General features: G+C 43.8%; 13 protein-coding genes and 1 riboswitch. Of the genes, 3 read left to right on the forward strand and 10 right to left on the reverse strand.

What is annotated here, in order from left to right:
- Positions 1-215: 215 nt before the first annotated feature.
- From BLP33_RS16145 to BLP33_RS16165, 5 genes are all read right to left on the reverse strand, one after another.
- Positions 216-2,123, reverse strand: coding sequence for a beta-N-acetylhexosaminidase (locus BLP33_RS16145; RefSeq protein ID WP_090530661.1), 1,908 nt, complete (start codon positions 2,121-2,123; stop codon positions 216-218).
- Between the two features lie 278 nt (positions 2,124-2,401).
- A complete protein-coding gene (locus BLP33_RS16150) occupies positions 2,402-3,532 on the reverse strand; it encodes an acyltransferase family protein (RefSeq protein WP_090530664.1) in 1,131 nt (376 codons plus the stop codon).
- 169 nt (positions 3,533-3,701) lie between these two features.
- Positions 3,702-5,483: a RagB/SusD family nutrient uptake outer membrane protein gene (locus BLP33_RS16155; protein ID WP_090530667.1), complete on the reverse strand. Its 1,782-nt coding sequence runs from the start codon at positions 5,481-5,483 to the stop codon at positions 3,702-3,704.
- 23 nt (positions 5,484-5,506) lie between these two features.
- On the reverse strand, positions 5,507-9,007 hold the full coding sequence (locus BLP33_RS16160) for a TonB-dependent receptor (protein WP_217633169.1): 3,501 nt from the start codon (positions 9,005-9,007) through the stop codon (positions 5,507-5,509).
- Between the two features lie 220 nt (positions 9,008-9,227).
- Complete coding sequence (locus BLP33_RS16165) at positions 9,228-10,292, reverse strand: FecR family protein (RefSeq protein ID WP_090530670.1); 1,065 nt, start codon at positions 10,290-10,292, stop codon at positions 9,228-9,230.
- Between the two features lie 241 nt (positions 10,293-10,533).
- Here BLP33_RS16165 and BLP33_RS16170 point away from each other — a divergent pair, with 241 nt between their 5' ends.
- On the forward strand, positions 10,534-11,094 hold the full coding sequence (locus tag BLP33_RS16170; RefSeq protein ID WP_090530673.1) for an RNA polymerase sigma-70 factor: 561 nt from the start codon (positions 10,534-10,536) through the stop codon (positions 11,092-11,094).
- A 220-nt stretch (positions 11,095-11,314) separates the two neighbouring features.
- On the opposite strand, the gene BLP33_RS16175 is transcribed toward BLP33_RS16170, so the two are convergent.
- Positions 11,315-12,652, reverse strand: coding sequence for an efflux RND transporter periplasmic adaptor subunit (locus BLP33_RS16175; RefSeq protein ID WP_090530676.1), 1,338 nt, complete (start codon positions 12,650-12,652; stop codon positions 11,315-11,317).
- A 36-nt stretch (positions 12,653-12,688) separates the two neighbouring features.
- Positions 12,689-14,134, reverse strand: coding sequence for a TolC family protein (locus tag BLP33_RS16180; protein WP_090530678.1), 1,446 nt, complete (start codon positions 14,132-14,134; stop codon positions 12,689-12,691).
- 101 nt (positions 14,135-14,235) lie between these two features.
- Here BLP33_RS16180 and BLP33_RS16185 point away from each other — a divergent pair, with 101 nt between their 5' ends.
- Together BLP33_RS16185 and BLP33_RS16190 are read left to right on the forward strand one after the other, a co-directional pair.
- A complete protein-coding gene (locus BLP33_RS16185) occupies positions 14,236-14,856 on the forward strand; it encodes a polysaccharide deacetylase family protein (protein ID WP_090530682.1) in 621 nt (206 codons plus the stop codon).
- Between the two features lie 135 nt (positions 14,857-14,991).
- A complete protein-coding gene (locus tag BLP33_RS16190) occupies positions 14,992-15,738 on the forward strand; it encodes a class I SAM-dependent methyltransferase (RefSeq protein WP_090530685.1) in 747 nt (248 codons plus the stop codon).
- 3 nt (positions 15,739-15,741) lie between these two features.
- Here the strand turns inward: BLP33_RS16190 and BLP33_RS16195 are convergent, their stop codons facing one another.
- From BLP33_RS16195 to bshA, 3 genes are all read right to left on the reverse strand, one after another.
- A complete protein-coding gene (locus BLP33_RS16195) occupies positions 15,742-17,130 on the reverse strand; it encodes a voltage-gated chloride channel family protein (protein ID WP_090530688.1) in 1,389 nt (462 codons plus the stop codon).
- Positions 17,131-17,188: 58 nt separating this feature from the next.
- Positions 17,189-17,253, reverse strand: a riboswitch (Fluoride riboswitch).
- Between the two features lie 109 nt (positions 17,254-17,362).
- Positions 17,363-17,554, reverse strand: a complete 192-nt coding sequence (locus BLP33_RS16200; protein WP_090530691.1) for a hypothetical protein — start codon at positions 17,552-17,554, stop codon at positions 17,363-17,365.
- 94 nt (positions 17,555-17,648) lie between these two features.
- On the reverse strand, positions 17,649-18,803 hold the full coding sequence (bshA, locus tag BLP33_RS16205) for an N-acetyl-alpha-D-glucosaminyl L-malate synthase BshA (protein ID WP_090530693.1): 1,155 nt from the start codon (positions 18,801-18,803) through the stop codon (positions 17,649-17,651).
- Positions 18,804-18,936: the final 133 nt, after the last annotated feature.

Raw genomic sequence — 18,936 nt, forward strand, 5'->3', positions numbered from 1 at the left:
GCGCTCGTTTGTAATGCGATATCCGCGATACAATCGCCGAACCATATTAAGCGCTCGTTGCAAACGAGCGCAAGAAATAACAGAACTTCGGCGGCCAGAGGCCGTTTGATAGTAAACACTCGGCTGGAGCCGAGCGTTGGCGATAGTATAAGCGTACTTAAACACGAAAGCCCTCCGAAACTAAATCGGAGGGCTTTTCCATTTATAAATAACTCTTATTTCTTAATCCTGCTCTTCAACTCGGCCAATGGCATGGTAACCATACGGCCTATTGGTTTTTTACCGCGATAGGTAATCACCCTTAATGTAGTAGCATCTTTAGGGGCATCTATCGGCGCTGTGTACTTAGGATAAAACCTGTCGGGGAACGAGTTGTCAAAACTGTAATAAGTGTCCAGCCCGTTTACCTCATTGGTTAAAGTGATTTTTAACGTGCTATCAGGATTCAACACCGCATCAAATGATGGGTCGTAAGCGCTCGGGGCTATCTTGGTTTCGGCTTCATCAAAGCGAGGGAAGTGTTTCTCCACCCGGCTGAAAAATCCATCCCAGTTTTTAGGGCCCTTTGGCGACCATACATCCTCGGCAATAGCCATTCCACGTGGCCAGGTCATATATTCAGCCTGGCGGATATTGTATACCTGCTCGGTCCATAAGTTGGCCTGCCCGCCTTTAATGAGGCGTGCATCAACACTATCAGGTACAGGCTCCCATGAATAGGTTTTGTTTAAGCGAAGTGTGGCATAGATCTTGGTTTCGTTCACACGGTCGCTTTGCATGTAATCTAAATAGGCAAATGTTGTCGGGCTCATTACCACCTCATGACCTGCTTTAGCGGCGGTGATACCTCCCTGAATACCCCGCCAGCTCATCACGGCTGCATTAGGGCCCAGACCGCCCTCAATGATCTCGTCCCAACCCATGAATTTTTTACCTTTCGATTCTACAATCTTTTCAAGTCGCTTTTCGAAATAAGCCTGTACTTCGCTCATCGTTTTCAGGTTTTCTTTAGCCATTAATGCTTTTATGGCATCGCTTTGCTCCCAGAAATTTTTGGCGCATTCGTCGCCCCCTAAATGGATATAGCCAAAGGGGAACAACTGTGCAATTTCGGTAATAACTTTATCCATAAAGGTATAAACGTTTTCGTTGGCAGGGCAAAGGGTATTATCAACTATGGCCCTGTTGTGTGGCCCACTCCAGTCCATAAAAGGTTCGCCCGAGTTTACTACGTATTTATCGGCACCCGGTGTGCATGAAAGCTCGGGATAGGCAACCACAGCGGCGAGACTATGCCCCGGTACGTCAATTTCGGGCAGGATGTTCACAAACCTGTCCTTGGCGTACTGTACCAACTCTTTGATATCTTCCTGGGTATAAAAACCGCCATAGGTACGTGGCTCATCTGCCGCAGGTGGAGTAAACGTACCAAACTGCCCTACTTTTTTAACGTTGTGCGATCCTACTTCGGTTAATCTTGGCAGGCTTTTGATCTCCACTCGCCAGCCTTCATCATCGGTAAGGTGTAAATGCAGCAGGTTAAATTTATACTTAACCATGGCATCGATGTATTGCTTAACCTCGGCTTTGGTAAAAAAGTGACGGGATACATCAAACATCAGGCCTCTCCAGCCAAACCTTGGATAGTCGGTAATTTCAACCGCGGGTGCAGTCCATTTTACGCCCCTGGCTACTTCCAGTCCTTCAATTTCTTTAGGCAACAGCTGGAAAAACGTTTGTACGCCATAAAATAATCCCGCGGCATCATTAGCACGGATCACTACTTTTTTAGGAGTTACGGATAGTTTATAGCCTTCGGTTTTGAGTACGGTATCGGCTGTTTTATTTAGAATCAGCCTGATAGGCGCAGTTGGCGCAGTACTTTTTACGGTGATGAACGCTCCTGTTGACGTAGATAGTTTTCTTTTAAGATAGGCAGTTACATTTGCCACATCAGCCGAAGAACCGGCTTCTACAACAACCGTTTTGGGCAATACAAACTGGCCGGTAGTTTGGGTAACTTTTACCGGTTGCGGAATAAGCGCGAGTGCTGGTTTGGTTGTTTGGGCCGCAGAAAGCAGGTGTGCCATACAGCCGCAAAGCAATAAGGATAATTTCTTCATAAAGAATTGTTATTTAATTGGATGTACGCAAATTAAACTTTTTAAATAATATTAAGAAGTGTATTTTTTGACCCATGATTTTTAGGATTTGAGGATGACCAGGATATTGTCTGAACTCAAATTTTAAAGGAATTTTTAGATTCTTTTTTGAATTTGCAGAGCGTTCTGTAATTACTTAATTCCTTAAATTCCTGTTCAGACAAAATCGGTGAAATCAAAAATCAATCGATGAAACCCAAAAAATCCGAAATCAAACATCCGAAATCCGACATTCCAAATCACACTCTGATATAGATATTCCGCTTATCAAGGATATAGGCAACCAGCCAGCAAATCATCATAAAGCTGATGGCGAATAGCAATGATCCAATCGGGCCGGGCGCTATAGCCTGGTAAAAAGCGGTGTTGATCCAATCGACAGCGTTGGTTCCGCTTATCATGATCATACTTACCGGGATCAGCAGTATTTCGGATAGTACATAAATAGGCAGCGGATTTTTCCCCATGGTGGTGAAAAAACGGGCCCAGTTGCCTTTATTCCAATTATTGATTTCCAGGGCATAAATCAATGCCGACAAGATCACCAGGTCAAGCCCGGTAGTTACCAGTACAAATGAGCTTGTCCACAGTTTTTTATTGATCGGGAAAACCATGTTCCAGCATAAGGCCAGGAAGATGAACAGGCAGCCTGTTAACAGCAGTTTAGTAGTAGTATCATATCCCTTCCCTTTTTGCTGAATGAATTTACCTGCATAGTAACCAACCACCACATTTACAATGGCAGGCAGGGTGCTCAATACGCCTTCCGGATCGAAGGGAATGCCTTCGCCATGATATAAATGATCAGGGCCGAATAAAAATTTATCAAGATAAATGCCTGCATTGCCGGTCATGCTCAGCGGATCGGCAGGGTTACCATACACCAGCAGGATGATCCAGTAGATCACCAGAAATAACCCCGATAAAATGAAAACCGAACGTTTTGACAGAAAATGAATCATGAGCGAGGCAAAACAATAACACAGGGCAATGCGCTGCAAAACCCCCATAATGCGGGTATGAGTAATTGGTTTTAGATGAAACTGTCCGCCGCCTGTTGAAAAGAAAGGGAACCAGTACATGAGGTAACCTATTAAAAATATGAGCAGGGTACGCCTGAAAATTTTGCTTAGCACAGCCGAGTTGCCCATTTCCTGGTAGCGTTTCATTGAAAAGCTCATGGCGTTGCCTACTGCAAACAGAAAAGAAGGGAACACAAGATCGGTTGGGGTGAAGCCATGCCATGCGGCATGTTCAAGTGGCGAAAAAGGGGCTGCTCCGCTGCCCGGCGTATTTACAATGATCATGAAGCATAAAGTCATGCCACGAAATACATCCAGCGATAAAAACCGCGATGATGATTTGTCCATAAATGGGTTTAAAAATGTTTATAATCAGCTTTTCAGAAGCAGGGATGTTAAGGCAATATAATAAACTTACCGGGAATGCATATTGTCCCGGTAAGTTATAAGCCATTACAAAACCGAATGCCGCCAGTTTAATAGCTTTCGGCTTTGCGCGTTTTGCTTTTAGCTTTAATTAATGATAACCCGGATTTTGTTTCAATTGCGGTGTACCACCTTTGGCGCTTAAGTCAATCTCTACCAGCGGTATCGGGAAATATTCGCTTTTACCTTTAATGAATTTACCTCCTTTTACATCATTGGTCAACGTACTTTGATATGCTATGTAAGCATTAAGCTCAGTATCGGCAATGCCCCAGCGTACAAGGTCAAAAAAGCGGTGCCCTTCCATGGCAAGCTCAATTTTACGCTCAAAATAAATGGCTTTAAGCGCAAAATCCTTATTGGCAAATGCACCGCCGGGATAAGGGCTAACCTTATAGTTAGCAGCAGCCTGGGTGGTGAAACCTGCTGTAGGGTCATCGTTATCTTTGTATTTATGTACAAAACCTTCGGGGTTAGCTGCGCGGTTACGCACCATGTTTACATAGCTTTCGGCTTTATCCAGGCTCCCAACCTGTGCTTCGACCTCAGCGGCCATTAACAGTACATCGGCGTAACGAATAATGTTATAATTGATGCCTGAGCCTGGCGCCCACGAGGTGTTATCGCCGTTTACATCCTGCTCGGCCTGGCCGTAAACGTTTTTGATAGGCGAATAAGGGCCGCCGTACTGCTGATCGCGGATCCAGTCGGCTCCTGGATGTAAGCCCCAGTCAAGATAAGGGATCCCGCGGCGACCAGCAGTCCAGTCAAGGCGCGGATCAATTGTGCCGGCGTCAGGAGTATAATCGTCGGCCGATGCCAGGCCCATATCTGTTTTTATAGCGTGACTGTTATAATCGTCAAGATATGGTAAGCCGGTAGTTGAATTGGTGCGGAAATGATTTACAAGGTCAATTGATGGCTGGTAAAAACCACAGCAGCTAAACGGGCTGCTATTGCCGTACGGAAAGTTAAGCATATCGCCGTTGTTTGCCTGCGACGGGCCGTTAGGATCGGTATTGGCAGCAGCCTGAACAGCAAAAACAGATTCGGCGCTGTTGTTGGTAGCTGTTCTGAAATTGTCGTTGAATTTAGCGTTAAGTGCATACTTTTTACCATCGGAAGTTACACCCTGCGCAATAACCGCATCAAATACAACCTTTGCTTCAGCATATTTATGCTCGTACAGGTATGTTTTACCTAAGTATGCACCGGCAGCCCATTTATTGGCGCGACCAACTTCGGTTTGGGTATTAGGCAGATTGTCGTAAGCGAATTTGAAATCCGCTTCAATCTTTGGCCAAATATCTGTGTTGTTAGGTTGATTAATGTCGGTTGTTGTTTCATCAAGATAAGGCACATTATTGAACATCTTTTTCAGGTCGAAATAATAATGCGCTCTTAAGAAACGGGCCTGTGCCAGTATATTAGTTTTATTTGAGGCTGATATCGAAGTAACCTTATTGGTTATTTTGATGGTGTTGTTTGTGCGTGATACCCCCTCGTAATCGGCCCGCCATTTGCTGTCAAAAAAACCATTGCTGGCATCTGCGTTGTATTTCATCATCGGCTCTATCGGTTGCTGATCGCCGGCAATACTGCCTTTTGATGCATCACCGCCTACTACACCGCCATATACCCAGTTATCCGGCGAGGCTTCCCAGGCACCGCCGCCGCCTACAGCGGCATCGCCGCCCTGCTGACCATCCAACACCGCATATGCACCTACAAGCAGTTCATTAGCTCCTGATTCTGTTTCGAGAAATTGAGGCTCGAGGGCGCCGTTAATAGGCTTATCGAGATATGATTTTTTACACGCGCCAAGCGATAGTGTGCTTAAAAGCGCTATGGAAATAAGTTTTTTAGCTTTCATTGTAATCCGTTTAAATATTGCTGTTATAATGAAAAATTAACTCCGAATATGAAGGTGCGCGGGCTGGCGTAGCTACCCTCGTCAATACCAAAATCTTTGGTGTTGCCGCTTAGTTCAGGATCAACACCGCTGTAACCTGTTAAAGTAAACAGGTTGGTTGCCGATACATAGATCCTTAACTTTTGGATCCCTGCCTTTTTAAGCCCTGCAATGTTAAAGGTGTAGCCAACCTGTGCGTTACGCATGCGCACATAAGTGCCATTTTCAACAAAGTATGAGTTTGGTGTAGCGCCGCTGCTGGTTGATGCGTCGAGCTCCTGGATAGGTGCCTTTGCATTTTGATGAGTTGGTGTCCATGAATCGTTAAGCGCGGTATAGCTTTTTGCTGTGCCGAATGAAGCATAGAAGTCTCTCCAGTATTTAACGCTGTTCCATAGTTTATTGCCAAATGAGCCGTAAAGGAATATGCTGGCATCAAAGTTTTTATAGTTTACACCCAGGTTTAAACCGGCAGTAACTTTCGGGTTTGGATTACCGATAAAAGTACGATCGGCATCGGTAATGACACCATCACCGTTTACGTCTTTATACCTGAAACGGCCAACCTTTACATCTGATTGGTAGTAAGCATTCGGATCGCCGGTGCGGGTTTGTACAGCTTTGTCGGCTGCGTCAATTTCGGCCTGCGAATTCCAGAAGCCCATGATTTGGTAGCCATAAAACTCGCCTAAAGAATGACCTACCTGGCTGCGGGTAATCGGGTTATCAAACCTGCTTGTTGCCGAGCCGGGGAAGTAATCCCTGTCATCAGATACTTTTAATACTTTATTATTATAAGTGGTTAAAGTACCGGTAGCATTAAAGCTCAGATCGCTGCTGGCCCTGAAGTTGCCGGTAACAGAAAGGTCAAGACCATCGGTTTTCATTTTACCAACGTTTTGTGCCGGGAAAGCACCATTACCCGCAGTACCTAACTGGGTAGCGTTAAATAACAAGTCCTTAATGTCTTTGCGATAGTAATCGGCGGTTACGGCTATTTTGCCGCCAAATAAGGTTGCATCAAAACCAAAATTGGAGTTAATATCTTTTTCCCAAAGCGCGTGAGGGTTGGCTGTTTGATCCTGGTAAAAGCCAGGGGTCAGGTTAAGTGAACCATCGATAGGATAATACGACTGGCCAATATCATTGCTGAACGTAACGTAAGCATCTTTACTGCCCATATTGATCTGATTACCCATAATACCCCAGCCGCCTCTTAGCTTAAGGTCGGTAAGCCAGGTAATATTTTTCATGAAGTTTTCCTGCGAGATCCGCCAGCCTGCGCTGAATGCCGGGAAATAACCGTAACGTTGGTCGACCGGGAATTTTGATGAGCCATCACGACGGATAGTGGCGTTAAACAGGTAGCGGTCGTTATAAGTATAATCTAAACGGGCAAACTCCGAAAATAACGAGTTGTTAGATTTGCCGCTGTAGGTGTTTTTATTGGTAGTACCGGTAGACAGGTTTACATAATCAGGATCAAAAGTGTAAAAACCCTGGATGCTGCCGCCAACATAACGGTCGTGATCTTCAACGGCCTCGGTACCTACCACTATGTTAACATTGTGTTTGCCAAATACTTTTTGATAGCTAAGGGTGTTGGTCCAGTTGTAGGTATAGCTGTTGTCTGAGCCTTCGCTGTAAGTATTTGTTGAAGAGTTTTCAACGTTTTCATACGTAGGGAACGAAAACGAATGATTGTTGCTGTTGATGATATCGCCGCCAAAACTGGTGCGTAAGGTAAGGCCGGGAATAATGTCGGCTTCGGCAAATACGTTACCAAGCAAACGATAACTTGTTGACTGGTTGTTTTTTGTACGCTCCTGTATGGCAACCGGGTTGTTGGCATCGCCGAGGCCTGTGCCGTAACTGCCTGCGTAGTTACCTTTAATATCATAAACCGGAATGATAGGTTGCTCGCGCAGGGCATGTGCAATAACGCCGTCCGGGTCATTAGTGCTAACCTGCGAATGTGATGTTCCGTCATTTACCTGCGGCTGCCTGGTTATAGAATAAGCCAGGTTTTCGCCCACCCTGATGTGTTTAGTTACATTGTAGGTGGTATTTGAGCGCAGTGTGTACCGTTTAAGATAAGTATCAATCAGTGTACCTTGCTGGTTAAAATAATTTAAGGAAAATAAATAGCTGGCGTTATCAGTACTGCCGCTCAACGATATATTGTGACTATTCATCGGGGCCGATTTAAACAACTCGTGATACCAGTCGGTACCGGCTTTGTTGGCCCTTGTTATCCTGTAAAAATTGCCAAGGTCTGCAGCTGATGTATAAAAAGGATTTACGTAGTATTTTGATGGATCGACAGAGGGGTCACCTTCTTTAGCACCTGCCGGGGTAATATAATCAGGCAGTGTAAAAGCCGAGCCAGTACCGGTTGGGTTGTACAAGGCATCTTTAATGCTGTTATCGCCCGAATTTTTCTTAGCCGTAAGTTTCAGATCGGCCATTTGTTGCGGCGTAATGGTATTCCAGACATTGCCGCCTTTTGGTCTTTGCGTACCGTAGTAGGCATCATATTGAATATTTACTTTGCCCTTACCCCGTTTGGTAGTGATGATGATAACGCCGTTTGCCGCCCTTGCACCATATATTGATGCCGAACTTGCGTCTTTTAACACCTGGAAGGTCTCCACATCATTAGGGTTCAGCGTGCTTACATCATATGTTTCCACACCGTCAACTACGTATAAGGGAGTATTATTTCCGAAAGTATTAAAACCCCTGATGTGTACCTGCGGCTCTTCACCGGGTTGTCCTGATCCGGTAACGGTAACGCCCGATGCCTGGCCTTGCAATTGCGAGTTTACTGATGACGATGCCTGTTTGTTGAGATCTTTAACATTAACTACCGCAACGGCGCCGGTAAGGTCTTTCTTTTTCTGCGTGGTATAACCAACCACAACCACCTCGTTCAGCGCTTTTGACTCTTCAAGCAAAGTTACGTTAATGGTTGTTTGTCCGTTTACCGGAATAACCTGTGTGGTAAAGCCTAAAAAACCAAATTCAAGTGTGCCGCTACCATCGGGCAGGGTAAGGCTGTATTTACCATCAACATTGGTAACCGTACCTAAATTACTGCCTCTGAGTTTTACACTTACACCCGGTAAAGGCTGCCCGTTAATGTCTTTAACCACACCTGTTACAGTTACCGTGACAACAGGTTTTGCATCGGCAGGTTTTATAATGATGATATCATCAACCACCTGGAAGGTTAAAGGCTGTTTTTGCAGCACCTTCTGCATTACGGTTTCAATAGGCGCGTCCTGCACATCCACGTTTATTTTCTTGTCGACATCAACCTGGTCAAGCCTGTAAAAAACGGTGTATTTACTGTTTTTTTCAATTTGCTTAAACATTTGCTTAACAGAAATATTGTTTACACTAAAGTTGTAAACGTTTTGTGAATAAGCGGCAGCGTGTATTTGCATAATGCCCGTTAAGAGCAGAACGGTTACCAGCTTCATAATTTTGATCGTTTTTTGCCACGGGCCGGCGGCCAGAGCGGACTTTCTGTAAAAATTAATCATAAATTTGTTTGTTAATCAGTTAATACGATGCTTCCCCAAGCGTAGGGTATTAGCTTTGATTGCTTTAGGCCCGGGCGTGTTGGTAGCACATCCGGGTTTTTTATGTAAAAGAGAATGTTAGTTTTTGATCATAGTTTCCTTTTTGTTTTTTTAGTCGTTAATCATTATTGTTGTTTCGTGTAATGTTTACTGTATTGCCGTTTACCGAATAATTGATAGCGGTATTAGCTTTTATAATAGCCAGCACTTTTTCGATGCTTTGGATATTTTTAAAACTGCCCGAATAGCGGATACTGCTCAGTTCGGCATCGGTCATGTTGATGGTTACATTATATCTGCGTTCAAGCACTTTAGCTATTTCGCTAAGGGTAGCGCCGTCAAATACCAGCAGGTTTTCCTTCCAGCCATCATAACGGTCAAGCTTTGCCGAATCAATCTCCGATACCTGGATCTCATTCAGGCTTTTTGGATCTGGTGTGGTATAGCTATAGTTTTCTTTTTTGGGATGATAATAAATGCGGAGCACCTGCCGCGGCTTTACATAAATCCGGCTCATTTCATGCGCATTGTTATCTATATTTCCCTCTACAGATACCTCGCCTTTTACTACTGTGGTTTCAAAGAACGGGTCGGAGGCATAGGCCTTAAGATTAAACTTTGTACCTATGTCCCTTATGGTATAGTTTTTCGTATTTACAATAAAAGGGATTGTCTTTTTCCCGGGAGCGATATCAAAAAACGCTTCGCCTTCCAGGTAAACGGTACGCGTTGTTTTACCAAAATCGGCCGTATAATTAAGCTTACTGTCCGCATTAAGCCAAACCTGTGTGCCATCGCTCAAAACAATTTTTTTAATGGCGCCAGGGTTAGCGGCTATTTGCCTTACGCTTTCTGCATTTTTTGAATACCTGTTATATAAGGTAGCCGTAACCGCTGCCAGTAAAGCAATAGCCGCTGCCACTTTGCCCCAGGTGATCAGCCTTGCATAGCGCGACGGCTCCGCTGGTTCCATACCAGTCGAAAGTTTATTATAGGCGTTATCTTTATTTACAACCGCTGGCTGCAGGTAAAGCATGTTATGCCAGGTTTCATACAGTTGTACAAAATACTGCTCGTTTTCGGGGTGCGCACTTATCCATTGTTTAACCTGCTCAAGCTCCTGCAAGGTAGCTTCGCCGGTTATGTATTTTACCAACAGTAGTTTTACTTCTTCGTTATCCATTTGTAATATTATCGTTAAGACAATCAACAAAACAGATACCCTCAAAACGAAAAGAAATATTTTTCAATTTTATTCGGCGAGTAACCTGAACGTCCCCTTCATATTACGCGTAACTGTTTTTTTACAGAATGTTTGTGTTTAGCTTTTCATTATTTCCATATTAAATTTGATACAGAATGAAAAACTCTGTAACTTGTTAAAGTTTTTTAAAAAGTATTCGGATTAATTAAAGGCGGGATTAATGATCCAGGAAAACAAACTACCTATAACCTCATTTACACAGGGTGACGCGAAAACGTTTGAAACCCTGTTCAGGCTATACTATACCCGCTTAACCTTGTTCTCCAATCGTTTTGTAAACGATTTAACCGTTGCCGAAGAAATTACTGCCGATGTATTCACCCACCTGTGGGAGCGCGGGCATGAGGTCAATTTTTGCTCATCAGTAAGTTCCTATCTTTTTAAAATGGTGCAAAACCGAAGCCTCAACTACCTCAAACGCCAGAAGATAGAAAACCTTTACGTTAATTACCTCGAAAAAAACAACCTGTTTGATGAACTGCGCAATACGCTCGAAAACGGACTGGAGGAAAAAGAACTCGCCCTGCAGATAGAAGCTGCCATAGCCACCCTTCCCGAAAAATGCCGCGAGATTTTTGTATTGAGCCGTTTCAGCGATATGAAATATCGCGAAATTGCCATGCAGCTCAATATCTCCCCCAAAACAGTTGAACGCCAGATGAGCATCGCCCTCGAAAAATTACGCCAGGTGTTGAAGCATGTGAGTTATATGCTTTTTTAAATTGCCGGTAAGTTACTATATAATAGTTGCCGAAGGGTTGCACGCTGGCATTCTGTCCACGCTTCGAGGGCCCGACCTTGACAACTGTTCAACTTAAATTCGCGCTTTTTTACGAGTGTTTAAATCATCGGAAATTCCATTCACAAAAAAGCCCGGCGAAACCGGGCGTCTGAAAATCTAATTGATATGCACATTTGAATCCTGCACATATGCATATCAATTACTTAGTATTATCAGCGTTAAATAATTTTGACTTATCTACTTTCTGAACAGCTTGCCCATCGCTAAGCGTTTTTGAAATAGCCGAATATGGAGCTGATACAACTTCTTCGCCACCTTTAAGGCCGGATAAGATCTGGATGTAACTATCGTTCTGGATACCCGTAGTTACCTGTACCTGTTTAAGCTTACCTGCGTTTAGTACAAATACGTATTCTTTGGCTACCGGGCTGATTTGTGGTTTACTCTTATCCTCATCAGCTTTCGGCGGACCGTTATTTTCTTTCTTTTCCTCGCGGGTGGTTACCGATTGGATTGGTACCGACAGAGCTTTGGCCGAATTGGTGCTGATATCAACAGTGGCTGTTAACCCCGGACGGAAAGGTGATGGATTATCGGCTGTTTTCTTTAACAGGGCGGCATATGAATCGGCATTGATCCTCACTTTTACAGTAAAGTTTGTTACCTGGTCGGCAGATGTACCTACCACGTTTGCCGAACTGCCTATTTCAGTTACCACACCGGTAAATTTCTTGCCTAAAAACGCGTCAACTTCAATTTTTGATGAATCGCCAAGGGAGATGCGGTTGATGTCATTTTCATTCACGTCAACATTCACGTCCATTTTGCTCAGATCAGATATAGTCATGATTTCGGTACCGGCAAATTGCTGGGTACCCAAAACACGCTCACCTTTTTCAACAGATAGCTTTGAAACCACACCATCAACCGGCGAATAGATAGTTGTTTTCGCGAGGTTATCCTGTGCTTCCTTAACCGATGCCTGTGATTGTGCCAGGCCATATTGCGAGCCTACCACATTTTGTTTGGCAGCTTCAAGCGATGCTTTAGCGCCTTCATATGCAGCTTTGGCATTTTCAAATTCCGAAACCGTTAACACTTTTTTATCATAAAGCTCTTTACTGCGCTTGTAAATACCGGCCTGGTTAGCATAAGTAGCTTCGGCTTGTTTAAGCATCTGGCTTGAATTACCTACGCTTGCTTTTTGGGTATTGTATGACGCGATAGCCCGGTCGTACCCTGATTTTAAAATATCTGGCCTGATCTTACAAAGCAATTGGCCTTTTTTAACCACATCACCCTCTTTTATTGGCAGCTCAACCACCTCACCCGATACTTCGGGGCTTATCTTAACCTCAACATGTGGTTTGATCTTTCCGCTGGCCGATACGGTTTCATTTATTTCGCGTGTTTCGGCCTTTTCGGTAGCTACCTGGGTTAGCGCGGGCTTGCCTATCAGGCCCGTAACCTTAGCAATGATCAGCAGGACAATCAGTGCACCAAGACCTATCAGAATATATTTAGTAGTTTTTCCCATGACGGTGAATTTGGATATTTTACGGTTAAGATTTTATTAAAGTGTTATAGGGTTACCTAAATAATAGTCAATGACTTTGCTTCTGAAAATCACCTGGTATTGCGCCTCAATCATATCAAACTGCGATTTGTTAAGGTTGGTTAATGAGGTATTATAATCAAGCGAGTTAACCAAACCTACAGTGTAGCGTTGCTGTATAATGTTAAATGCATCTTTATTTGCGTTATAGGTTTGAGTTGCCGATGCATAACGCTTATCGGCGGCCTGCAAATCCCATACTGCCTGGTAAATAATTTTACTCAGGTTATTTCGCGCCAGCTGCGCCGTTACTTCGGCATTTTGGTTTTGCAGTTTCGCTTTCCGTACCGCAGTGCGAGCCAAGAACCTATTGAAAATAGGGACCTGCAAGCTTACTCCCACCGATTGGTTAAAGTTATCACCCAGTTGCCTGAAAAAGGGGTTGCTCTTGAAGCCTACTTTGTAATTAGGCACCACAACCGCCTGCTGCGAGTTTTGAACAAAGCCAACAGTATCAAATTTACCGGTTGGCGTAGCGCCAAAAGGCGTATTCTTGGCATCAGAAAAATAAGAGCCGGCAGCACCAAACAAAACCACCGACGGATAATAATTTCCCTTTGCTATTTTAACACCCTGCGCCGCAGCTTTTTGACGTTGTTCGGCTAATAACACATCGGGATTTACTGCAAGAGCTGTTTTTACTACCTCCTGTGCATCGTACACGGTTTTCACATTGTTTAGCTTACTGATGTCGGGCCTTTCAACTCTAATATCAGTACCGGGATCCATCTCCATATATTGCTTTAAAGTCAGGAGCGATTGCTCCAACTGATTTTCGGCATTGGTGTAATTCAGATCGTTGGTTGAGAGCTGCGCTTTTGCCTGCGACAGATCGGCAAGGGTTTGATTACCTACATCAAAACTTTTCTGCGCGCGGTCTAAAGCTATTTTGGATACATCAATTTGCTGCTGGGCCGCTTTTACCAGATCCTGGTTGGTTAATACCAGCAGATAAGTGGTAACTACGTTCAATATCAGGTCATTTTTTACTTTGGCAACGTTGGTTTTGTCGGCATCAAGCAAAATCCTATTCTGGATTACCGTATTCCGCAATTGTCCGCCCTGAAAGAGGGTAACTTGTGAGGTGAAGTTACCGCTAACCGCCAAAATTCGCTGGTTGCTGAACTGGTTGGTTGAAGGGTCGATATTACGGCCAAAGTTGAATGAGCCCTGTGGGCTTACTGCTAAATTTGGCAGTTGATTATATTTCGACTGTTTAAGATCTTCGTTGGTGATGGCAGCTGTGAACTCGGCTTGTTTAATAGTAAGGTTACGTTCAAGGGCCAGGTCTACTGCCTTTTGCAAGCCTATTACTTCCTGCGCGCCGGCATTAAAGCTGCATACCGAAAATATAATTGTGCAAATGAGCGTTGCTTTAACTGATAGTAATAATTTTAGTTTCATAAGGTTTTTCTATACAATGGTAAGCAACTGTTCATTACATTGCAGTGTTTATTTTTGTTAAATATTGTTAATAGGGATAAAACACAAACTACCTCATCTGTATGTACCTGGTTAAAACTCCCTGGCCGCTAAAAAAGCTTTATCCCCAACTTACCTGGGATATAAAATCAACTGACCGTTGCATTTATCTCACTTTTGACGACGGCCCTATACCAATTGTTACACCGGCTGTATTAAATATTTTAAAACAATACAATGCCAAAGCCACCTTTTTTTGCATTGGCGACAATGTACGCAAGCACCCCGATATTTTTGAACAGGTAAAAGCCGGCGGCCATGCCATAGGCAATCATACTTTCAACCATCTCAAAGGGTGGGAAACCGATACCCAAACCTATCTTGATAATTTTTTACAGGCCGATAAGTTGCTGGATACGCCGTTGTTTCGTCCTCCGTACGGGCGGATAAAAAGGGCGCAGATCCGGGCGCTGAAAGCAGCGAGACCCAATCTAAATATTTTTATGTGGGATGTGCTCAGCGGCGATTTTGATGCGGCCCTTAAACCTGAAGATTGCCTAAAAGGAGTGCTTAAATATACCGAAGCAGGATCGATGGTAGTATTTCATGACAGCATCAAAGCTTTTGATCGATTGGAATATGTACTGCCGCGGGCTTTGGAGGTTTGGAGTAAGGAAGGGTATAGTTTTAAGGGTTTACAGTAAGCAGCTGGCAGTACTCTGTTGGCGACTGTAAGTTGTTAAACATTCCCATTTATTAAATACTGCTTACTGCACAATGAAAACTGCCAACTGAAAACCGCCGACCGGAAACTGCCTACTTTTTATACCTTTGCACCCATGAGCAACGAACTCACCGACAAGGCATTTTGGGCCGGTTACTGGGAATCAAAAAAAGACCTGGCTTTTAATGTGCCGGCTAATTATACTTTTCATAAGCTGCTAAAAAGCATTATCGATACCAACAAACCGGCGTCGGCTATTGAGCTTGGGGGTTTTCCGGGTTATTTTGCCATTTTTTTGAAGAAGTATTTCGGGTTAAAAACTACGCTGTTCGATTTTTATGTGCACCCAAAAGTTTTGAAGGAAGTACTGGATGCCAATCAGCTTAATGATCGGGACATCGCGGTTATTGAAGGCGACCTGTTCAAATACCAACCCGAAACCGAATATGACCTGGTACTTTCATGCGGATTGATAGAGCATTTTAATGATACCAAAGGCATCATTGAAAAACACCTCTCTTTCCTTAAACCGGGAGGCACACTGTTTATTACCCTGCCTAACTTTACCGGTGTTAACGGATGGGTACAACGCAACTACGACCTTAATAACTACGAAAAACACAACATCAATAGTATGAACCCTCCATTACTGGCCAGCTATTGCAAGGAACTTGGCTTAAAAAATGTTGAGGCATATTATTACGGCAAATTTTCGGTTTGGCTGGAAGATAAGGCTAACAAGCCTGTCATAGCTAAAGCGATCACCAAATTGGTTTGGGTTGCAGGCAAGGTTTTTACCAAAATCATCCCGGTTGAATCAAAGCTATTATCTCCTTACATTGTGGTTACCGCCACTAAATAATCCTTATTCCTTCGCTTTAAGGAAACTATATTTTGCCAGTTTATGGTATAAATATCCGCGCCTTTTCATTGCTTCCGAAAGCGTTTTGTCATCGGCCGGCCCACCAGTTAACTTAGTAACCCCAATTCTTTGGGAGCCATATATACCCGTATGCCCGCTAAAAAGATAGGCAGTGAAACAGGCCACGGCAAACAACAGGGCGTGTTCGCCACCAAAAAGTTCTATCCCCATAAAAGTACAGGCCAGCGGGGTATTAGTCGCGCCTGCAAAAACGGCTATGAAGCCCAAAGCAGCAAACAGGCTAACCGGCGCATCAAGTAAGCCGGATAAAGTGTTACCCAAAGTTGCGCCAATATAAAACAGCGGTGTTACCTCTCCGCCTTTAAAACCTGTGCCTAAGGTTACGGTAGTGTAAATGGTTTTCCAGAGCCAGCTCCAGGTATCGGCACCGCCGGCATGAAAAGCCGAAGGGATTGTAACAGCACCAACATGTTCGGCATCTACCCCTAAACTCAGATAATCGGGTTTGCCATTAACAAAAGTAAGCGCGATAATGATCAGCCCGCCAATAAACGGGATCAACCAGGGTGTTTTAATGTATTGGGTAAAAAAACTTTTGATGCCATGTACCATTTTGGCAAAAAGGTAACTGACCAGCCCGAAAGCGATAGAAGCTACTATCGTTTTGATGATCATTAACAGGTCGGTTGAAACATAGCCTGAAAACCAATGCGGGATAACAGGGATAATATCAATATGATAAGGCGTATGATGAACACCCCAGGCGGCCACCGTAATATCGCCGGCAATGCCCGCAATAAGACATGGCAGCAGCGCATTATATTGCACCCGGCCTATCGTCAGCACCTCCATTGCAAAAACAGCACCAGTTAACGGCGTACCAAATACCGCACCGAAACCCGCCGCTATGCCCGCGGTAAGTACTGTTTGGGTATCAGCTTCATTAAGCATAAGCCATTTGCCTATCATTTGGGCTAAGCTGCCGCCCATTTGTACCGCCGTTCCCTCGCGCCCGGCCGAGCCGCCAAACAAATGAGTAATAATAGTAGTAATCAGCACCAGTGGGGCCATACGCTTAGGGACCCCGCCACCGGGGTTATGGATTTCATCAATAATTAAATTATTCCCCTTTTCGGCCGGACCACCAAAAAATTTATAAATGAAAAATATCGCGATACCTGCCAACGGCAGCAAATACAACAGCCAGTTATGTGCAAACCTAAAATGGATAGCCCAACTCAACAACCACAAGAATAAGGCAACCGCGCTGCCAATAACAACAGCTATGGGGATGATAATGACCGTCCACCGGAGGGCGTTTTTAAGAATTGCGAAATGTTGCGAAGAAAAAAGTTGGTTTTGATTTTGCATGTTGCTGATATTTATGTACCCACAAAAAATTAGCACAGGATAAAAGCCCGTGAGTTAATTGTCTGTAGGCGCCATCAGCTTTTTAGGGCGGTTAAGTAGGAAGACACCATTTCCTTTTGTGACGCTAATATAGGTTTCTTTTCGCTAAAAATAAAATAGCCTTACTTAGCACGTATGCATGAGTAAGGCTATTTTCCCTTGTCTTTTGAACAGACCGGCTCAAGTTATCTACTTAAGCAACGCTTAGTGTTTCCACATCCTTAAGTGCCAGAAGCATTAATTTACCCTGGTATTCCACCCAGATGTCGGCGAAACTATTCTCATCGTACCCCATAAATTTTAATGGATGACCAATGTGCAGGTTTTTCCATTTCTTTCCGATGTACTTAAGGAGTTGTCCGCTTTTTAGTGTGTGCTTTGCCATAAGTTTTAACTTTTAGGAGTGAAAAACTAAATTAATTAACGAAACCGATAAAATTTAACTTTTAAAGAATATTTTTTGAATTGTATCAGGTTTATTACAACTGTTGGTTAAACAGCTTAGCTTTATTTTGCTCAATTACCTCAAGGTAAAAGTTTTCATATTTGGGCAAAATAGTAGATAATTCAAACTCTTTGGCGTGTGCCAGTGCATTTTCTTTAAATTTAGCTAAACGTTCTTCATCCTCCAAAATAAATATTGCTTTTTCTGCCATACCTTCTACATCTCCTGGCTCTTTCAAAAAGCCTGTTACGCCATCAATATTTAATTCGGGCAAACCACCGGCATTACTGCTGATCACCGGTACTTTACAAGCCATAGCTTCAAGAGCCGCTAAGCCAAAACTTTCTGATTGCGATGGCATCAGGAATAAATCGGATACAGAAAGGATCTCTTCAACAGCATCCTGTTTACCTAAAAAGCGTACATTATCGGTAACGCCCAAATCGCGGCAAAGCTGCTCGCACATGGAACGTTCGGGGCCGTCGCCTACCATCAGCAGTTTCGACGGGATCTTTTTGATCACTTTAGCAAAAATCTTCACTACATCTTCGGTACGTTTCACCTTACGGAAGTTGGAGGTATGTACCAGGATCTTTTCGCCCGAAGGTGCAATCGCTTTCTTAAAATGATCTTTAGGTTTAAGGCTGAACCTGCTAAGGTCAATAAAGTTAGGGATCACGAGGATATCCTTCTTAATATCAAAAAACTTATAGGTATCCTCTTTAAGGTTTTGCGATACGGCTGTTACACCATCACTTTGGTTAATGGAAAAAGTAACAACCGGTTTAAAGGTGCGGTCTTTACCAACCAACGTAATATCTGTGCCGTGCAGCGTAGTTACCACCGGGATGTAAATGCCATAGGTCATTAATATTTGCTTGGCCATAAACGCGGCCGAAGCATGGGGTATAGCATAATGCACATGCAGTACATCCAATTGTTCATGACGTACCACATCAACCAGCCTGCTTGCCAGGGCCAGCTCGTACGGCGGAAAATCGAACAGCGGATAGTTGGAAACCGAAACTTCGTGATAAAACAGGTTTTCGGAAAAGAGATCCAACCGCGCCGGCTGGTTATAGGTCACAAAATGAACCTGGTGACCACGGTCTGCAAGGGCTTTACCAAGTTCAGTGGCAACAACCCCGCTTCCGCCAAAGGTTGGGTAACAAACAATTCCGATCTTCATTAATATGTTTTAATTGGTGCAAGTTTAACTGCAATTTACATCAAATGTGTTAAGCTTGTGTAAAATGATGGATGGATGATAATTACTGCATATTTATTTTGCCGGCGTTGCCAACCATATCTGTTACCGAGTG

The organism is Mucilaginibacter sp. NFR10 (assembly GCF_900100445.1).
GTDB classification, from domain to species: Bacteria; Bacteroidota; Bacteroidia; order Sphingobacteriales; family Sphingobacteriaceae; genus Mucilaginibacter; species Mucilaginibacter rubeus.